Genomic DNA, 14,838 nt, shown 5'->3' with positions numbered 1-14,838 from the left:
AGGGCATTCGGCACCAACCATCGCTTCCCGCAGCAAAGCATCCCCATCGCGCATCAACCGACCCAGACCAGTTTCACTATGGGCCTGACCAGGGCAGATGCGGTCCATTGAAAGCAGTTGGCGAAGTTCATCCGATCGGGAAGATCAACGGCGACCCCATAACGAGATCAACAGGGGCTTTGGAGCGCACTTCTCCTGATTGGCTCCTTACCCGTCAGTACAACGATCTTTCCGTCCACAAACGACGATCAACTAAAGATCGCCCTAGGAAGATCAAAACGCCCGCTGACCCGGTGTTTCCACCTAGCCAGCGGGCGTTCTTCAGACCGTCGGGCTGACAGGATTTGAACCTGCGACCCCTTGTTCTTCTTCGCCTCGCCTCCGACCTGCGGGGATGCGAGCGAAACGGGGCCTGAGCTGCACGGATACGTCTGGTCGCTTGTCGTCGCTTCTCGGTCTCTACGGACCTCATTCTGGATAAATCCTGCATCGGCGGGTCCTATATGGACACGCACTAGGCGGTGACTTCCTGCCATCCCGTCGACCTGGCGTAGCCCTACCACGGTGGTCACCAGGCGTGCAGCCCTCGACGGTTGGTGAGGTTGGGCGTTGAGCTGCCCGAGGTCCCGCCCGCGACGTGTCCGGCGGCCTGGGCTGGGTGTCCGGGGCCTCGGGTGGGTCTGCGCCTGGTGCCAGGCTCTGCGCGCCTGGTGGGCACCGTGGTAGCCCTCTGGGAGGTCGTCGGGATGGCAGGCAGCCACCGACGAACCGCAGCCTGCGCGGCTTCCCGGCCATCCCGGAGACCTGCCCGCGCGGCGAGCGCATGCTCTTGATCTCCACTGGGCTGGTGGCGGCCTGCCTGGTTGTCCTGCGGGCACGCCTCTTCGGGCGGCGCCCGCGGGCGGACCGGCGGCAGCCGCAGCCGCCCGCGGAGTTGCGCCGACCGGAGCGGCACAGTGTGCCCGCGGCGGCCCGGCAGGGCCGCCGCCTTGAACAAGAGAAGAAAGTCTGCACACGCACGCCACAGCGGTGGCTGACTCAGGCGTCCCTGACAAGGTGCCGGGTGTACCCCGCGGCGACGAGGTGACCGTAGGCATCAGCGACCTCGGAGGGCATGTCCTGCGGGATTGCGAAGCCTCGGTCGGCATAGACGGCAATACGTTGGGTGTATCCGACCAGCATGTTGATCACTAGGTCGGGTTCGCCAATCTGATCCACGTAGTCGTCAAGCTGGAGTGGCTGCGACGCGCATTGGACGGCAACTTCGGGCCACAGCTTCCTGCACGTGGCGAAGGCTCGCCGCTGTTGATAGGGCCGCGAGATCAAGGTCACCGAGGTTGGCCTGAGGCCATGTTCGGCCAGTAGGCGGCGGCTGTTCACGATGTTTTCGCCGGTGTTGCGGGCCTGGGTCTCGACCAAGATGGCCTCACGGGGAACGCCAAGGGTGAGGGCGTGCTCGCAGTAGTGGACGGCTTCACCTTGGGGGAATCGCTCGACGGTGGTGGGGGCGTTGGCTCCGGTGAAGAGGATGAGGGGGAACGCCTTCTTGTGCCATAGCTCCGCCGCGCAGGTGGCCACGCCTAGGTCGTGACTGCCGAGTCCGATACCGACATCCGAGGTCGTCAGCGGGTGACCGAGGTCGTGATAGGCCCACAGCACGTCAACGGCGCGACGGTGCTCGGCGGGAATCGCGGAGCTCATCGTCAGTCCGGGAGAGGGAAGGTGTAGGTCCAGGAGAACCGGCTGGACCGGTGGATGCCGCGCGCGAACTCGATGGGCTCGCCGACCTCGGTGTAGGTGGTGCGGTGAAGCACCATGACTGGCTCACCGGCTGGCATCTCCAGCTTGGCCAACTCCTCTGGCGTGGGCATCCTGGCTAGGAATGTCTCTGTCATCCGGTGTGGCTCGTAGCCTTGCAGGGTCAGCACGGCGAAACCCCCGCCAGGCGTCGCCGGTCCAGGCGACGGATCGACCAGCGGGGTGCCCTCGACGTGCTCCGGTCGGTAGTAGCTCGTCAGCGTATGCGTGGGCACCTTGTCCTCATCTCGAACCAGCCGCGCGCGCTCGTAGACGGCGCTGCCCACTTCGACGCCCAGCGCGGTCGCCGTCTCCTCGTCGGCGACGGTCTTCCGAACCTCGTTCGTCTGGTCCCCCGGCTTCCACTCCCGCCCGGACGCTTCACGATCGGCCGCGAAGGCGACCAGGCCGAACTTCCACTTGCTCTTGGCGTACCGGTCGACACCGAGACGCTTCATCGGGGGCCGCGCACGCACCACCGTGCCCCGCCGCCGTACTGGCGTCACCAAGCCCTCAGCCTCTAGCAAGCTGACGGCCTTCCGCACGGTGTTGATGTTGACCCCGTGCGCAGCGGCAATCTCCTCCTGCTTGGGCAAGGTCGACTCCGCGGGGTAGTCCCCGCGCTGGATCGCCTCGCGCAGGATGGCGGCGAGCTCGCGGTAGCCGGGCGGCATCTACCACTCTCCTCTCAGCGGGATAACCCTATCCCTACCTGCATGTTAGCCCCGACCACCGACATTAGAACCATCTCTATTGACAGGCTCACAGCGGTACGCTTCAATAGAGATAGTTCTAACGAGCTCAGGAGGTCTACATGCGGAACATCCCGGTGCTGCTGGAGGGCTACAAGCTCCAGGTGACGGAGGCTCCGGTGGTGAAGACGTTCGAGCAGGACGGGCGTCAGGTGGTGTCGACGGATCGGGACGGGACGCAGCTCTACGTCGTGAGCCTGTTCGTCAAGCCGTTGCCGAACCCGGAGACGGGTCGTGCGGGCAAGGGTGAGGAGATCAAGGTGACGCTGGAGACCGACCCGGGTGAAGGGATCGAGGAGGGTGTGCGGGTGGAGCTGATCAACCCGCGTATCTCGTTCTGGGAGGTTGACGGCCGGTCGGGTCTGTCGTGGCGGGCCGCGGGGATCACGCCGGTTGTGGCGGGGCGCGCGGCTGCCTAGTGCGCCGCTTCGGGTGGGCGTGATTCTCGTCTGCCAGGTTTCTGGGGATTCGCTTTCTTAAGCCGGTTTCGTGGGCTGCTTGTTCTTTGTCAATTCCACAGTGGGCCGATCTATGCCTTCTCCCGGTGCCTGCGGGTGCCGGGCGGAGACGTTGACCCCCGGCCGCGTCGCCTGGTGTGGGCGTGTTCCGGGGGTCTTGGTGTCCGAGGAAGTGAGGCATGGGAAGGGAGTGGTGATCGTGTTCGTGGTGGACCGGTTCAACAACGTGGGCCGCTTCTGCTCGATTCCGGGGGACGTGCGGTCGCGGCGGTGGCGGGTGTATCGCGCGGTGTCGGGCTGGCGGTACATGGTGCGCAACGTGGACACCGGCAGGTTCCGGGTGGTCCAGCACCGTGCGATGTCCTCGGTGTACTAGGCGAGAGGGACGGGTCTTATGGCGCGCAGGGTGCGTGAGGGGCGGGTGCGTCATCGGTTGGTGGCGGTGCTCGACCGGCAGGGGCGGGATGTGCCGTCGTGGGTGAACTCGCGTTCGCCCGAGTTTCGGGAGGGCTACGTCGAAGGGCTGCGGTTGGCGCGGCAGATGATCAGGAAGGGGTGAAGGGTGGCGACGGCGAAAGCGACGAAGCCGAAGACCAAGGCGGAGGAGGCACAGGACCGCTACTTGGAGCTGGTGAAGGCGATGGACGCCGTTCAGGAGGCGCTGGACACGGTGGACGGCTTGATCAAGCGCCACTATGAGCCGGTTGCGGTGAACTGGCGGACTCGCACGGATCGGGAGATGCAGGCGTTGCGGCGTACGGCGCAGGGCCGGTTGGACGACTTGCGGGAGACGGCGAAGCACTACGAGCGCGACATGATCGCGCGGGAGTGGAGGCCCTGACATGTCCCAGCAGGTGACGAACGCTTTGGACGAGTTGGACCAGGCGATGGAGAAGCTGCGGGACGCGGTGGACAACATCGCGATTCGGCGGGAGTTCTTCCGCAACACGCACCGCAAGCTGACCACCGCTGTGGCGGCGTTGTCGGTGGAGGTCGCCGACAACGCGGCCTCGTTCGACCGCGAGTAGCACAAACCAGACGCGACCGGTTCGGCCCGCACGCCCCTACTCGGGGTTGTGCGGGCCGTTCTCGTTGCACGGCAAGGGAAGGGAGAGTGGGTGATGGGTGAGGCGAGCAGGCGTCGGATGGGCGCGGAGTTTCGGGTGGCGCGGTGGGTGGTGCAGCATCCGGGGTCGCTGCTGGTGCCCGGGGTGCCGGGTGTGGCGGTGGGCGCCCTCGGGGAGGAGGCCGCGCTGGCGGCGGGGTCGTGGACGCTGGGCGCGGCGGTGTTGGGGTGCGGGGCCTGGTATCGGGCGCACCCGGACACCTTCGACCGCTACGCGCTGCCGGTGTTGCGGGCGTGGCGTCGGCGCTGGGTGACCTACATGGGCTGGCGGTGGCGCAATGCGCTGCTGGACTGCGGGTTGACGACCACGAACCGCCGCAGCGGTGAAGAGCGGGTCCCGCGCATCCTCGCGGTCCGGTGTTGGTCGCCGACGATCGACGTGGTGCGGGTGAAGCTCGCCCCGGGCCAGTCGGCGGCCACGTGGCAGGACAAGCTGCCGGAGCTGGCGGACTGCCTCAAGGCTGAGCGGGTCGGGGTGGAGAAGGTCAAGCCGCGGGTGATCTCGCTGGTGATCCAACGCTCGGAGCCGTTCACGGAGGTCATCCCGGCACCGGAGATGCCGCAGGACGTGCGGTCGGTGGACCTGGGCAGCGTCTACATCGGCGAGACGGAGTTCGCCACCGAGTTCCGCATCGGGGTCGACCGTGAGCACGTCTTCGTGGCGGGGGCGACCGGGGCGGGGAAGAACAGCGTCATCCTGGCCGCGCTGCGGGCGCTGGCCCCGATGATCCGCGCGGGCCTGGTCCGGCTGTGGCTGGCCGACCCCAAGCAGAGCGAGTTCGCGGCGCTGGCCCCGATCGCCTACCGCTACTCGACCGTCACCGAACCCGACGACGAGGACGACGACCCGTACACGATCGCGGACCTGGTGCGGGAGTTCCGCGCGGACATGGCGGCCACGCAGCGGCGTCTCAAGGCCGACAAGTCCCGCAAGATCAGCGTGTCACGGGAGACGCCGCTGAACCTGCTGATCCTGGACGAGATCGGCGCGATCACCGCCTACTCCGATCTGGCGCGGCTGCTGCGCCGGGACCTGGCCGTGATCGCCACGCAGGGGCGCGCCACGGGGCACCGGATGTGGGGCCTGGTTCAGGAGCCGTCCAAGGATGTGGTGCCGATCCGGGACTTGTTCACCTGCCGTGTCTGCCTCCGGGTCACCTCGGCCGCGCATGTGGACATGGTGCTGGGTGAGGACGCCCGCGCACGCGGCGCGCTGGCCGACGAGATCCCCAACCTGCCGGAGACCGCCGGTATCGGGTTCGTCATCCGCCCCCGCACCCGCGCCCCACAGCGCATCCGCGCCGCTTTCACCGACGACCACGAGATCGCCGAGTTGGTCGCGTTCGTCCTGGCTGGAAACAACAACTCTCACTTGAAGGTGGTGGCCTAGCCATGCTCTCGAACGTTGTGCGTCTGCTGATCGCGGCGGCGCTGATCATCCCCGCGGGCCGGTCGCTGGAGCTGCCCGAGCACCTCGGCGGGTTCCTGCTGTACTGCCTGCTGATCGTCGCCGTGGTCTGGTCGAGCCTGTTCCGCTCCCGCCGTTCGGGTGCGTGATGGCCACGCCGTCGACGTCGCCGGGTGCGGGTGGTGCGGTGTTCTACGTGGGCGCGCATCATCCGCATTGGCTGTGGCAGCGCGGTCTGTTCCCGCTGTTCGTGTCCCACCGTCGCCTGGCCGCCCGCTCTCCCAAGGGGCTGCGTCCGGCGGTGAACCGCTACGCGGTCGACTCGGGCGGCTTCACCGAGTTGAGCATGCACGGCGGCTGGAAGACCAGCCCGGAGGAGTACGTGCAGGCGCTCTACCGCTACCGCGACCGCCTCGGCATGCCCGACTTCATCGCGCCGCAAGACTGGATGTGCGAGCCGTTCATGCTCGCCCGCACCGGCCTGACCATCGCCGAGCACCACGCCCGCACGGTCGGGAACTTCCTGCGGCTGCGCGAGCTCGCGCCCGACCTGCCGATCATCCCGGTCGTGCAGGGCTGGGCGCTGGGCGACTACCTGCGCTGCGTCGACCTCTACCAGGCAGCAGGGGTCGACCTGCGCTCCTTCCCCACGGTGGGCCTAGGCAGCGTGTGCAGGCGGCAGTCCACCGAGGAAATCACCGAGATCGTCACCACCTTGGCCGGGATGGGTCTGCGGTTGCACGGCTTCGGAGTCAAGACCGGCGGACTCGCCCGCTACGGGCAGCACTTGGCCTCGGCGGACTCGATGGCGTGGTCGTTCCGCGCCCGCCGCGCCCCGGCGCTGCCCGGCTGCACAAATCATCGCAACTGCGCCAACTGCCCCCGCTACGCCCGCCAGTGGCGCAGCACCGTTCTCGAACGTCTCACCCGCGGCTGTGCGCGGGGCCAGCAACTGGCGTTCTTCCCGACCCCGGAAGGGAGTCCGGCATGACCATGATCCTCGGCTCGGTGCTCGACCTGACCGAGCCCTATGACGCCTGCGGGGCCTGCGACGGCGGCGGCCTGGTCGCCGTCACCGACCGCGCCCGCCCCCACGTGGTCCTCGGCATCGAGCCGTGTGGGGTGTGCCGGGGTACGGGCCTGACCCGCCTGTGCGGGGACTGCGACGGCCTCGGCCACGCCCCCGACGGGCCGGAGACGGCGTGCTGGGGCTGCGACGGCGCTGGGGAGGTGCCTTGATGCCCGCGGGGCGGAGCGCTGAGGAGTTCCTGTTCACCACCCGACGTCAGCCCGACGAGCTGGCCGAGGGGCTGCGCCTGGTGCTCGCCGAGGGTGTGCACATCGGCTGGTCGCAGGTCTGGCAGGAGAGCCGCAAGGGCGTCCTGGTGGAGCTGCCCCAGCGCCTGCGCATGGCGGTGATGGACCTGTGCGAGGCGGAGATGGCGACCCCGGAACAGGGCTTCGCCGAGATCGGCACCGACGACAGCGGCGAGGTGGTGCACGCCGCGCGCGTGGTCATCACCCAGGAAGGCCGCCGCCTGCTCGAACTACTCGAAGGGACGTGATCCGCGTGACCGTGACCGATATCGACTACAGCGATGCCCGCTGGTTCCTGTCCGACATCGACGTCTGCAGGGTGCCGGACGCTCGGGAGGGCGTGGTGGAGGCGCTGCGCCTGGCCCAGGCCGAAACCGTGTACGTGGGCGGCGGCAGGGCGTGGCAGCGGGATGGGGACCGCCTGCACCCGGTGGACGTCGTGGTGGAGCTGATGGTCGGTGAGCTTCGGGACTTCGGGTTCCTCGACGACGCGGCCACGATCAGCGGGCGCACGGACAGCGGCGAGCAGGTGTCGATGGTCGGCCTGGTTCCGACCGCACGTGGCAGGGCGCTGCTCGCCCTGCTCGGAAGGGGCAGGTGATGAGCATGTGGCGTCTCGGGTTCCGCATCTGGTCGGCGGGCCAGTACCTCAAGTACGGCGGCGGCGGGCTGCTGCTGCTGGCCGTGATCTGGGTGGGCACCGGGTTCTCGGCGCTGTTCTGGATCACGGCGCTGGTCGTCGGGTCGGTGCTCTACGGGGCACGCTCGGCGCTGACCGGTGTCGCCGATCGGGAGGGCGACCGGAAGCGGTCGGCGGGGAGGTCGCGGTGAACGCCTCGACGGCGGTGGCGCTGCTTCGGGATGTGCCGCCGTGGATCGACCTGGACGCGCTGGCGCGGGTGCTCGACCACGCCGCCGCCGAGGTGCTGTTCTGGGCGGACTGGCAGGGTCCGCACGCGGTGGACGGGGTGGAGTGCCCGCCGCTGCCCGCCGCGCAGCAGGAAGCGGCCACGTGGGCGCGGGACAATGCCCTGATCGCCGACGAGTCCGCGCACTGCGACGACGGGCGGGTCTACTGCCTGCTCACCCGCCGTGGCCGTGACTACCGCGACGCCCTGCGGCACCGGGGGTCGGCGTGAGCGACCAGATCGACCTGTTCACCCCGCCGACCGATCTCGCTCCCCCGGCCGCCTCGCCGCCCGTGCCTGTCTCGCGTCGTAGCCGGAGGAACCGGCCGCAGCGTCCGGAGCTGGTGGCTGAGGTGCTGGAGAACGTCCACCACGGCCACCTCGGCATGCTCGACGCCTCGGATCGGGTGGTGGTGTTCGAGGATGACGACCGGGTCCGGCTGTCGGCCGATGAGGACATCGTGCTGTCGCTGCTGGCTCAACGCTACGTCGAACGCCGCCCTCCCCGCGACACCGCGACCTGCCTGCACGGCGCGGTGCGCAAGCCGGTCTCGCCGCTGCGGCTGACCAGATCCGGCCTGTCCCTTCGGGCGCGCTGGTCCGCACTGCGCCCCATCACCTGACCCTGGACCCGCTGCGGTGTCCGGGAAGGAGGAACACGTCATGTCCACCCCGGACACCCCGCCCCGCGAGGATGGGCGGACTCGGCGGGTGCGGCGGCTGGTGGACGAACTGGCCGAAGCCCGCGAGCTGCACGCACTCACGGCGGACCCCCACCTCACCGCGGTCCGCGCCGAACGGTTCCGGCTCTCGATCACTCGGGGCTTGTGGTTCTTCCTGGCCTGCGGGCTCGGTTTCACCACCACCGGCGTGCACGCCTTCCTCGCCGGTGACCGCGAACCGGATGACCCGCTGTGGTGGGGCGCGTGGCTGGTCGAACCCGCTCTCGCCGGAATCCTGATCACCGTTCTGCGGTGGGAGGCCGAAGTCCTCGCCCGCGGGCTGGAGATCACCGCCCGCTCGGTGGGGGCGCTGAAGTGGGTGCTGCTCGGGGCGACGCTGTTCATGAACGTCTACCCGACCCTCGCCCCACCACCGGGCGGCAGCGTGAGCGTGGGCTCGGTGTTCGTCCACCTGGTCATCCCGGTGATCGTGTTCCTCATCGCCCAGGTCGTCCCCGTCGTGCAGCAGACCTGCGCCCGGCTCCGCGACACCCCACCCCCGGCGCCCACCCCCGCGGTCACCGAACCCGCCGCGCAGGCGCACGACACCGCTCCACCCGCCACGACGGCTCCCACCGAGCCGCCCACGCCCGCCGCGCCCACACCGCCCCCCGTGTTAGCACCTGCACCGGCACCGGGCAGGGTCCGGCTCCCGGACGACCTGGCGGCCAAGGTCGCCGCCTCGATCACCTACGCCCGCGCGCAGGGCCGCACCCCGAGCGTGGCCGACGTGCAATCCGTGGTGCGGCTCTCCGACGCCCTCGCCGCGCGCGTGCTGGCCGACCACATCACCAACGGCCACCCCGTGGCCTGACAACAACCCGTTATCCCGCTGTGGGCGGGCTGGGACACATGCGTCCCGGCCCGCCTGCTGCTGTCCACCTGGGGAGGATCGCGTGACCGTGCCGCGTGTGTTGGACCTGTTCTGTCATGAGGGCGGGGCGACGAAGGGATACCAGGCTGCGGGGTTCCACGTGACCGGCGTGGACATCCGCCCGCAGCCGAACTACGTGGGCGAGGTGTTCCACGAGGGCGACGCGCTGGAGTTCCTGGCCGCGCACGCAGCCGAGTTCGACCTGATCCACGCCTCCCCGCCCTGCCAGCGCTACTGCCGGGTGACCGGCTGGCGCGGCGACCGCAGTACCCACCCGGACCTGCTCGGTCCGACCAGGGCGGCGCTGCTCGCCTCCGGGCATCCGGTGTGGGTGATCGAGAACGTCCCGGAGGCCCCGCTGCGCGCGGATTTCCTGCTGTGCGGCTCGATGTTCGGGCTGCGGGTGCGGCGGCATCGGGTCTTCGAGACCTCGGGTTGGGGCCTGCAGCTGACCAACCCGTGCCGCCACGTCGGGCTGCTGGCCTTCGAGCATCGCGACGAACGCGCCTACGCCGACGCGATGGGCTGCCACTGGATGAGCGCCAAGAGCGCCCGCGAAGCCATCCCGCCCGCCTACACCCGCTACTTGGGCTGCTTGGCCCTCGACCACCTACCCCACCCGGAAAGGAGGACTGCATGACCGCCCTGCTCGATGACATGATCGCCGACCGCATTCGCCGCGCGGACTACCATGATTGGCGGGCCAAGGTCGAGGCCACCGGCGGCTGCGCGAAACCGATTCGCCTGTCCGGCGAGTACGGCCTGATCGACACCACCACTGACCGGCTGATCCACCACCACACCGGCTCGGTGATGGTGCCCTGCGGCAACCGCCGCGAAGCCGTCTGCCCGAGCTGTAGCGACCGCTACGCCGCCGACGCCTTCCACCTCATGCGCGCGGGCCTGTGCGGCGGCCACAAGGGCATCCCCACCACCGTCACCGCCCACCCGCGGGCGTTCGTGACCCTCACCCCGCCCTCCTTCGGCCGCGTGCACAACCAGCCCACCACCACGGGCGGCAAGCGGCGTCCGTGCGGGTGCGGGCAGTTCCACCACGACCACGACCCCCGCCTCGGCGCGCCCCTGGACCCAGACGGCTATGACTACGTGGGCGCGGTGCTCTGGCAGGCCCACAGCGGCGCGCTCTGGCACCGCTTCACCACCTACCTGCGGCGCAGGCTGGCCAACCTCGGCGGCCTGCGGGTGGGCGAGCTCGGCGAGCACCTGCGCCTCTCCTACGGCAAGGTCGCCGAGTACCAGCGGCGCGGCCTGGTCCACTTCCACGCCGTGATCCGCCTCGACGGACCCCACGGCCCCGACACCCCACCCCCCGCGTGGGCCACCGCCGACCTGCTCGACCACGCCATCCGGGCCGCCGCCGCGGCGGTGTCGGTGGAGACCGTCCGCCCCGACGGCACACCCATCGACCTCGCCTTCGGCGCGCAGGTCGACGTCCGCACCATCACCCACGACCAGGGCGACGGCGACCGGGACGGCATCGCAGAGGACGCCCTCGCCGCCTACGTAGCCAAGTACGCGACCAAGGGCACCGGCAAGAGCGAAGCGGCTGACCGGCCCATCCGCTCGCAGCAGGACATCGACTTCCTGCGCGTGTCCGAGCACCACCGCCGGATGATTCAAACCTGCTGGGACCTCGGCGAACACCCCGACTACGCGGACCTCAACCTGCGGCGCTGGGCGCACATGCTCGGCTTCCGCGGCCACTTCCTCACCAAATCCCGCGCCTACTCCACCACCTTCGGCGCGATCCGCGCCGACCGCCGCGCCTTCCGCCTCGCCGAACTCCTGGCCGCCGCCGACCTCGACCCCGAAACGGTCGTCGTCGTCGGCGAATGGGACTTCGCCGGAGTCGGCCACCACAACGAAGCCGAACGCGAACTCGCCGCCGCCATCGCGGAGAGCAAACGACTTCCCCGCCAACGCGCCTACCGAGAGGAGAATCGGCCATGAGCAAGCTCTGGGGGCCGAAGGAACTTGCCGAGTTCCTGGGTGTCCCGCTCCAGACAATCTACCAGTGGCGGTCGAAGCGGTACGGTCCGCCTGGTCGCCGTATCGGCAAGTACGTCAAGTTCCGGCCCGAGGATGTTTACGCCTGGGTGGACAGTCGGCCGGGGACGGTCTGATGGCTCGCGTGTGGATATACGACCGGTCGAAAACGGCGTCGTACAAGAAACTCGCGGCCAAGGCAAAAGAGGCCGGTCGCAAGCCTCCGGGCCGCTGGATGGTGATGTACCTCGACCGCACCAACCGGCAGCGCTCGGAGAGCATGTCGACCAAGGCTCTCGCGGAAAGTCGGCAGCGGGAGCTGGAGCAGACGTTATCGGCTGGCACCTATGTCGACCCGACCGCGGGCAAGGCTCGGCTGGGCGAGATCGCGGAGAAGTGGCTGGAGTCGCGGCACGAATTGCGACCCTCGACTTGGTGGAAGTACCGCGGCTTGTTGGACAACCACGTGCTTCCGAGTTGGGGCGACCTGCCCTTGAATGCCATCACCAAGGAAGACGTCGCGGTCTGGGTGGCCAAGCTGGTCAGGTCGAAGGACCAGGGCGGCAGCGGCCTCGGACCGTCGCAGGCACGGCACGCCTATCGGGTGCTGAGCATGGTCCTGGGCTGGTGTGTGCCCGCGCGGCTGCCCAGCAACCCGGCCAAGGGCGTCACCGTGCCCGTTGCGCCCGATGCCGAACACGTCTACCTCACGTACCGGCAGGTAGAGCTGCTGGCCACGGCAGCGAGCACGCTGCGGACCAAGTACAACCGGCCCACGGCGGGCGCCGCAGTGAACCGCGTCCTGATCCTGCTGCTCGCCTATACCGGCCTGCGCTGGGGTGAGGCCGCCGCGCTGCTCGTCGGCCATGTCGACCTCGCTAACCGGCGCATCCGGGTCATGAGAACGTTCTACGAGCTCGGCGGAGTCCAGCACGTGGGGCCGCCGAAGAACGGCAAGGCACGCACGGTAGCCATCCCCGCGTCGCTGGTGCCCGAGCTGCGGGCGCTCATCGCCGGACGTGACGATGACGAACTGGTGTTCCGCACAGCGCGGGGGCTGTCGCTGCGGGCCAACAACTGGCGGGTCCGGGAGTTCAACGCGGCGGTCTCGGCGGCCAAGCTGAAGGTGAAGGGCCTCACCCCGCACAAGCTGCGGCACACGGCGGCCTCGCTCGCCATCGCCGCCGGGGCGGACGTGAAAGTCGTTCAGCAGATGCTCGGGCACCGAGACGCCTCGATGACGCTCGACGTGTACGGGCACCTGTGGCCCGACCGGCTCGACGTCGTGGCGGACGCCCTGGACGTGGGCCGCGCGGCGGCGGTCGCCGAACTGGCAGCGGCCTAGACGTGCGAAAGCCCCGGGTCATCCTGGACAAATCCTGGATACCCCGGGGCCTGCGTACGACAGAACCGGCGGGAAACCGCTCTGACCTGCGTCTTCGCGGCCTCTCTGGTCGGGCTGACAGGATTTGAACCTGCGACCCCTTGACCCCCAGTCAAGTGCGCTACCAAGCTGCGCCACAGCCCGGTCTGTCTTGCGTGCAGAAGACTAGCGCATGGGGTTGGTGGGGTTGGTGCGGGGGTGGGGTGAGGGGCCTGCCCCCCGGCGGCAGGTCCCTCACCACCCCCGATGTGCTCCCGGGACTGGCAGGGAGCATGTCGGACTATCGCTCGGGGTGGGTGGGGGTGGCTACCGCCGGAAGTTGGGGGTGTTGGGGGCTACTTTCGGTGGGCTGGGAGGGTGGCTTGGAGGGTGAAGCCGCCGTCCTGGCGGGGGGTGGTGGTGAGGGTGCCGCCTGCGGTGCGGACTCGTTCGGTGAGGCCTTCCAGGCCGGTGCCGCCGGGGGTGAGGTCTGGGTGTTGGGTGGGTGGGCCGTTGACCACCGAGACGACGATGTGGGCTGTGTCGCGGGTCAGGTTGACCGTGATGGGGGCGCCGGGGGCGTGTTTGACCGCGTTGGTCAGGGCCTCTTGGACGACGCGGTAGAGGGCTCGGCTGATGAGGGGGCTGGGGGTGGCTGCCACGGGGGTGTAGCGGACGTCGACGCCTGCGGCTCGGGTTTGGGTGATGAGGGCGGGGATGTCGGCTAGGCCGCGGCGGGTGTCGGGGGTGGTCAGGCCCAGAGCGGCGCGCATCTCGGCCAGGGACTGCTTGGCGAGGCGGCGGAGGTGGTCGGCGGTTTCGCGGGCCGTGGGGTCGGTGGTGGTGGCGGCGAGGGCGGCGGCCTGGACGGCGATGAGGGTGGTGTTGTGGCCGACGGCGTCGTGGATCTCGCGGGTGATGCGGGCTCGTTCGTCGGCTCGGGCGGTGTCGAGGCGGGCGGTGAGCTCGGCGCGGCGGGCCTGGTCGCGCTCGGCGAGGGTGGCGCTGAGCTCGGCGCGCAGGCGGACCAGCACGCCGAGAGCGGCTGGGGCCGCGGGGGCGACCAGGGTGAACATCAGGCTCATCAGCTGGTTGGCGACCGGCTCGTCCAGGCCGAAGCCGTTGGCGGCCTGCACGGTCACCACCACGATGGCTACGGCCAGCGCGACCCACCCGCGCTTGGTGCAGAGGCCGAGGCGGAACAGGGCGACGAGGGCGGGTGGCCAGCCCAGGTTGCCGTACAGGGCGGGCAGGCACAGGGCGAACGCCAGCCACGGCCAGCGCAGGCGCAGCGGCAGCGCCAGGCACGCTCCGATCGCCACCGGCATCGCCCATGGGTTGGGCGGGTAGGACAGGAGCACGGCGAGCAGGGGCACGCCGACCGCCAGGACCTCCAGGCCGATGCGCCTGGCGACCGGACCGGGCCGCCAGTCCATCACAGCCGCTCCGCGACGGGCAGGGGCGGAGGTTGGTGAGGTTGGGCTGGTTGGAGGTGGTGCTCGGTGGCCAGCTCCCGCCCACGGGCGGTTCCGCTGGTGTCGGGAGTGGCCGGGGCCGGCTGGGATGAGGGGGCGGGTCGGATCGGCCGACTGGTGGTGCCACCGCCGGCGGACGTGGCCGACGGCGGACGGGATGGGATAGCGAGCCGAACCAGCCGACGGGCGGGCGCACCGGCAGTGGAAGGGGCCGAGGACTGCGGAGGGAGGTCGGCGGGTCGAACCGGCCGACGGGTTCGCCCGTCGGCGGCGGAAGCGACCGATGGCGGCGGAGCTGGATTGGTGGGTTGAACTGGCCGACAGGTGGGGCCGCCGGTTGCGGGCGGCGGGGGCGCATTGGCGGGTAGAGGGCGACGGGTGGAACCGTCGGGAGCGGTAGCGGTCGCAGACGGCGGAGGTGGGTTGGCGGATTGAGGGCGACAGGTGGGGTCGTCGGGGACGGTCGCGGTCGGCGGAGGTGGACTGGCGGATTGAGAGCGCCGGGCGGAACCGTCGGAGGCGGCAGCGGTCGCAGACGGCGGAGGTGGACTGGCGGATTGAGAGCGCCGGGCGGAACCGTCGGAGGCGGCAGCGGTCACAGGCGGCGGAGGTGGACTGGCGGATTGAGAGC

22 protein-coding genes and 1 tRNA gene are annotated in these 14,838 nt (G+C 69.8%); 19 read left to right on the top strand and 4 right to left on the bottom strand.

Features of this window, described 5'->3' with window-relative positions; genetic code table 11:
- Positions 1–1,038 precede the first annotated feature (1,038 nt).
- Together ACWEPX_RS26695 and ACWEPX_RS26690 are read right to left on the bottom strand one after the other, a co-directional pair.
- Positions 1,039–1,701 (bottom strand): YdcF family protein, encoded by a 663-nt coding sequence (locus ACWEPX_RS26695; protein WP_451899996.1) that lies wholly within the window; start codon positions 1,699–1,701, stop codon positions 1,039–1,041.
- 2 nt (positions 1,702–1,703) lie between these two features.
- Positions 1,704–2,471, bottom strand: coding sequence for a GntR family transcriptional regulator (locus ACWEPX_RS26690; protein ID WP_451899995.1), 768 nt, complete (start codon positions 2,469–2,471; stop codon positions 1,704–1,706).
- Between the two features lie 140 nt (positions 2,472–2,611).
- Between ACWEPX_RS26690 and ACWEPX_RS26685 the strand changes: the two genes are divergently transcribed.
- The 19 genes from ACWEPX_RS26685 (at position 2,612) to ACWEPX_RS26595 (ending at position 12,714) form a co-directional block, all read left to right on the top strand.
- Entirely contained in the window at positions 2,612–2,968 is a 357-nt protein-coding gene (locus ACWEPX_RS26685; RefSeq protein ID WP_451899994.1) for a hypothetical protein, read from the top strand.
- A gap of 232 nt (positions 2,969–3,200) precedes the next feature.
- Positions 3,201–3,383: a hypothetical protein gene (locus tag ACWEPX_RS26680; RefSeq protein ID WP_451899993.1), complete on the top strand. Its 183-nt coding sequence runs from the start codon at positions 3,201–3,203 to the stop codon at positions 3,381–3,383.
- A 60-nt stretch (positions 3,384–3,443) separates the two neighbouring features.
- Positions 3,444–3,566, top strand: coding sequence for a hypothetical protein (locus tag ACWEPX_RS26675; protein ID WP_451899992.1), 123 nt, complete (start codon positions 3,444–3,446; stop codon positions 3,564–3,566).
- Between the two features lie 3 nt (positions 3,567–3,569).
- Positions 3,570–3,848, top strand: a complete 279-nt coding sequence (locus ACWEPX_RS26670; protein ID WP_451899991.1) for a hypothetical protein — start codon at positions 3,570–3,572, stop codon at positions 3,846–3,848.
- A gap of 1 nt (position 3,849) precedes the next feature.
- Positions 3,850–4,035 carry a hypothetical protein gene (locus ACWEPX_RS26665; RefSeq protein ID WP_451899990.1) on the top strand — a complete coding sequence of 62 codons (186 nt, stop codon included), beginning with the start codon at positions 3,850–3,852 and terminating at the stop codon, positions 4,033–4,035.
- A 93-nt stretch (positions 4,036–4,128) separates the two neighbouring features.
- Positions 4,129–5,523 (top strand): FtsK/SpoIIIE domain-containing protein, encoded by a 1,395-nt coding sequence (locus ACWEPX_RS26660; protein WP_451899989.1) that lies wholly within the window; start codon positions 4,129–4,131, stop codon positions 5,521–5,523.
- 2 nt (positions 5,524–5,525) lie between these two features.
- The gene (locus tag ACWEPX_RS26655) at positions 5,526–5,690 is read left to right on the top strand and encodes a hypothetical protein (RefSeq protein WP_451899988.1); all 165 of its coding nucleotides are present in this window, start codon (positions 5,526–5,528) and stop codon (positions 5,688–5,690) included.
- A 38-nt stretch (positions 5,691–5,728) separates the two neighbouring features.
- Complete coding sequence (locus ACWEPX_RS26650; RefSeq protein ID WP_451899987.1) at positions 5,729–6,532, top strand: deazapurine DNA modification protein DpdA family protein; 804 nt, start codon at positions 5,729–5,731, stop codon at positions 6,530–6,532.
- Complete coding sequence (locus ACWEPX_RS26645) at positions 6,529–6,780, top strand: hypothetical protein (RefSeq protein WP_451899986.1); 252 nt, start codon at positions 6,529–6,531, stop codon at positions 6,778–6,780. Before ACWEPX_RS26650 ends, ACWEPX_RS26645 begins: the two co-directional genes overlap by 4 nt.
- Positions 6,780–7,106 (top strand): hypothetical protein, encoded by a 327-nt coding sequence (locus ACWEPX_RS26640; protein ID WP_451899985.1) that lies wholly within the window; start codon positions 6,780–6,782, stop codon positions 7,104–7,106. The genes ACWEPX_RS26645 and ACWEPX_RS26640 overlap by 1 nt, the downstream gene beginning before the upstream one ends.
- Positions 7,107–7,111: 5 nt before the next feature.
- Complete coding sequence (locus ACWEPX_RS26635) at positions 7,112–7,459, top strand: hypothetical protein (protein ID WP_451899984.1); 348 nt, start codon at positions 7,112–7,114, stop codon at positions 7,457–7,459.
- On the top strand, positions 7,459–7,689 hold the full coding sequence (locus ACWEPX_RS26630; RefSeq protein ID WP_451899983.1) for a hypothetical protein: 231 nt from the start codon (positions 7,459–7,461) through the stop codon (positions 7,687–7,689). The genes ACWEPX_RS26635 and ACWEPX_RS26630 overlap by 1 nt, the downstream gene beginning before the upstream one ends.
- On the top strand, positions 7,686–7,997 hold the full coding sequence (locus tag ACWEPX_RS26625; RefSeq protein ID WP_451899982.1) for a hypothetical protein: 312 nt from the start codon (positions 7,686–7,688) through the stop codon (positions 7,995–7,997). Before ACWEPX_RS26630 ends, ACWEPX_RS26625 begins: the two co-directional genes overlap by 4 nt.
- Positions 7,998–8,110: 113 nt before the next feature.
- The gene (locus ACWEPX_RS26620) at positions 8,111–8,389 is read left to right on the top strand and encodes a hypothetical protein (RefSeq protein WP_451899981.1); all 279 of its coding nucleotides are present in this window, start codon (positions 8,111–8,113) and stop codon (positions 8,387–8,389) included.
- A gap of 40 nt (positions 8,390–8,429) precedes the next feature.
- Positions 8,430–9,302, top strand: a complete 873-nt coding sequence (locus ACWEPX_RS26615; protein ID WP_451899980.1) for a hypothetical protein — start codon at positions 8,430–8,432, stop codon at positions 9,300–9,302.
- 82 nt (positions 9,303–9,384) lie between these two features.
- Positions 9,385–10,002: a DNA methylase gene (locus tag ACWEPX_RS26610; protein WP_451899979.1), complete on the top strand. Its 618-nt coding sequence runs from the start codon at positions 9,385–9,387 to the stop codon at positions 10,000–10,002.
- Positions 9,999–11,333, top strand: a complete 1,335-nt coding sequence (locus ACWEPX_RS26605) for a replication initiator (RefSeq protein ID WP_451899978.1) — start codon at positions 9,999–10,001, stop codon at positions 11,331–11,333. Before ACWEPX_RS26610 ends, ACWEPX_RS26605 begins: the two co-directional genes overlap by 4 nt.
- Positions 11,330–11,506 carry a helix-turn-helix transcriptional regulator gene (locus ACWEPX_RS26600; protein WP_451899977.1) on the top strand — a complete coding sequence of 59 codons (177 nt, stop codon included), beginning with the start codon at positions 11,330–11,332 and terminating at the stop codon, positions 11,504–11,506. The genes ACWEPX_RS26605 and ACWEPX_RS26600 overlap by 4 nt, the downstream gene beginning before the upstream one ends.
- Entirely contained in the window at positions 11,506–12,714 is a 1,209-nt protein-coding gene (locus ACWEPX_RS26595) for a tyrosine-type recombinase/integrase (protein WP_451899976.1), read from the top strand. The genes ACWEPX_RS26600 and ACWEPX_RS26595 overlap by 1 nt, the downstream gene beginning before the upstream one ends.
- A 106-nt stretch (positions 12,715–12,820) precedes the next feature.
- Here ACWEPX_RS26595 and ACWEPX_RS26590 read toward each other — a convergent pair.
- Both ACWEPX_RS26590 and ACWEPX_RS26585 read right to left on the bottom strand, forming a co-directional pair.
- Positions 12,821–12,897: transfer RNA gene (locus ACWEPX_RS26590), tRNA-Pro, on the bottom strand.
- Positions 12,898–13,088: 191 nt separating this feature from the next.
- On the bottom strand, positions 13,089–14,168 hold the full coding sequence (locus ACWEPX_RS26585) for a sensor histidine kinase (RefSeq protein ID WP_451899975.1): 1,080 nt from the start codon (positions 14,166–14,168) through the stop codon (positions 13,089–13,091).
- Between the last annotated feature and the right edge of the window lie 670 nt (positions 14,169–14,838).

This window comes from Actinokineospora sp. NPDC004072 (assembly GCF_053604195.1).
The sequence above is the reverse complement of the archived record's forward strand: the minus strand, read 5'-3'. Positions and strand labels throughout refer to the sequence as shown.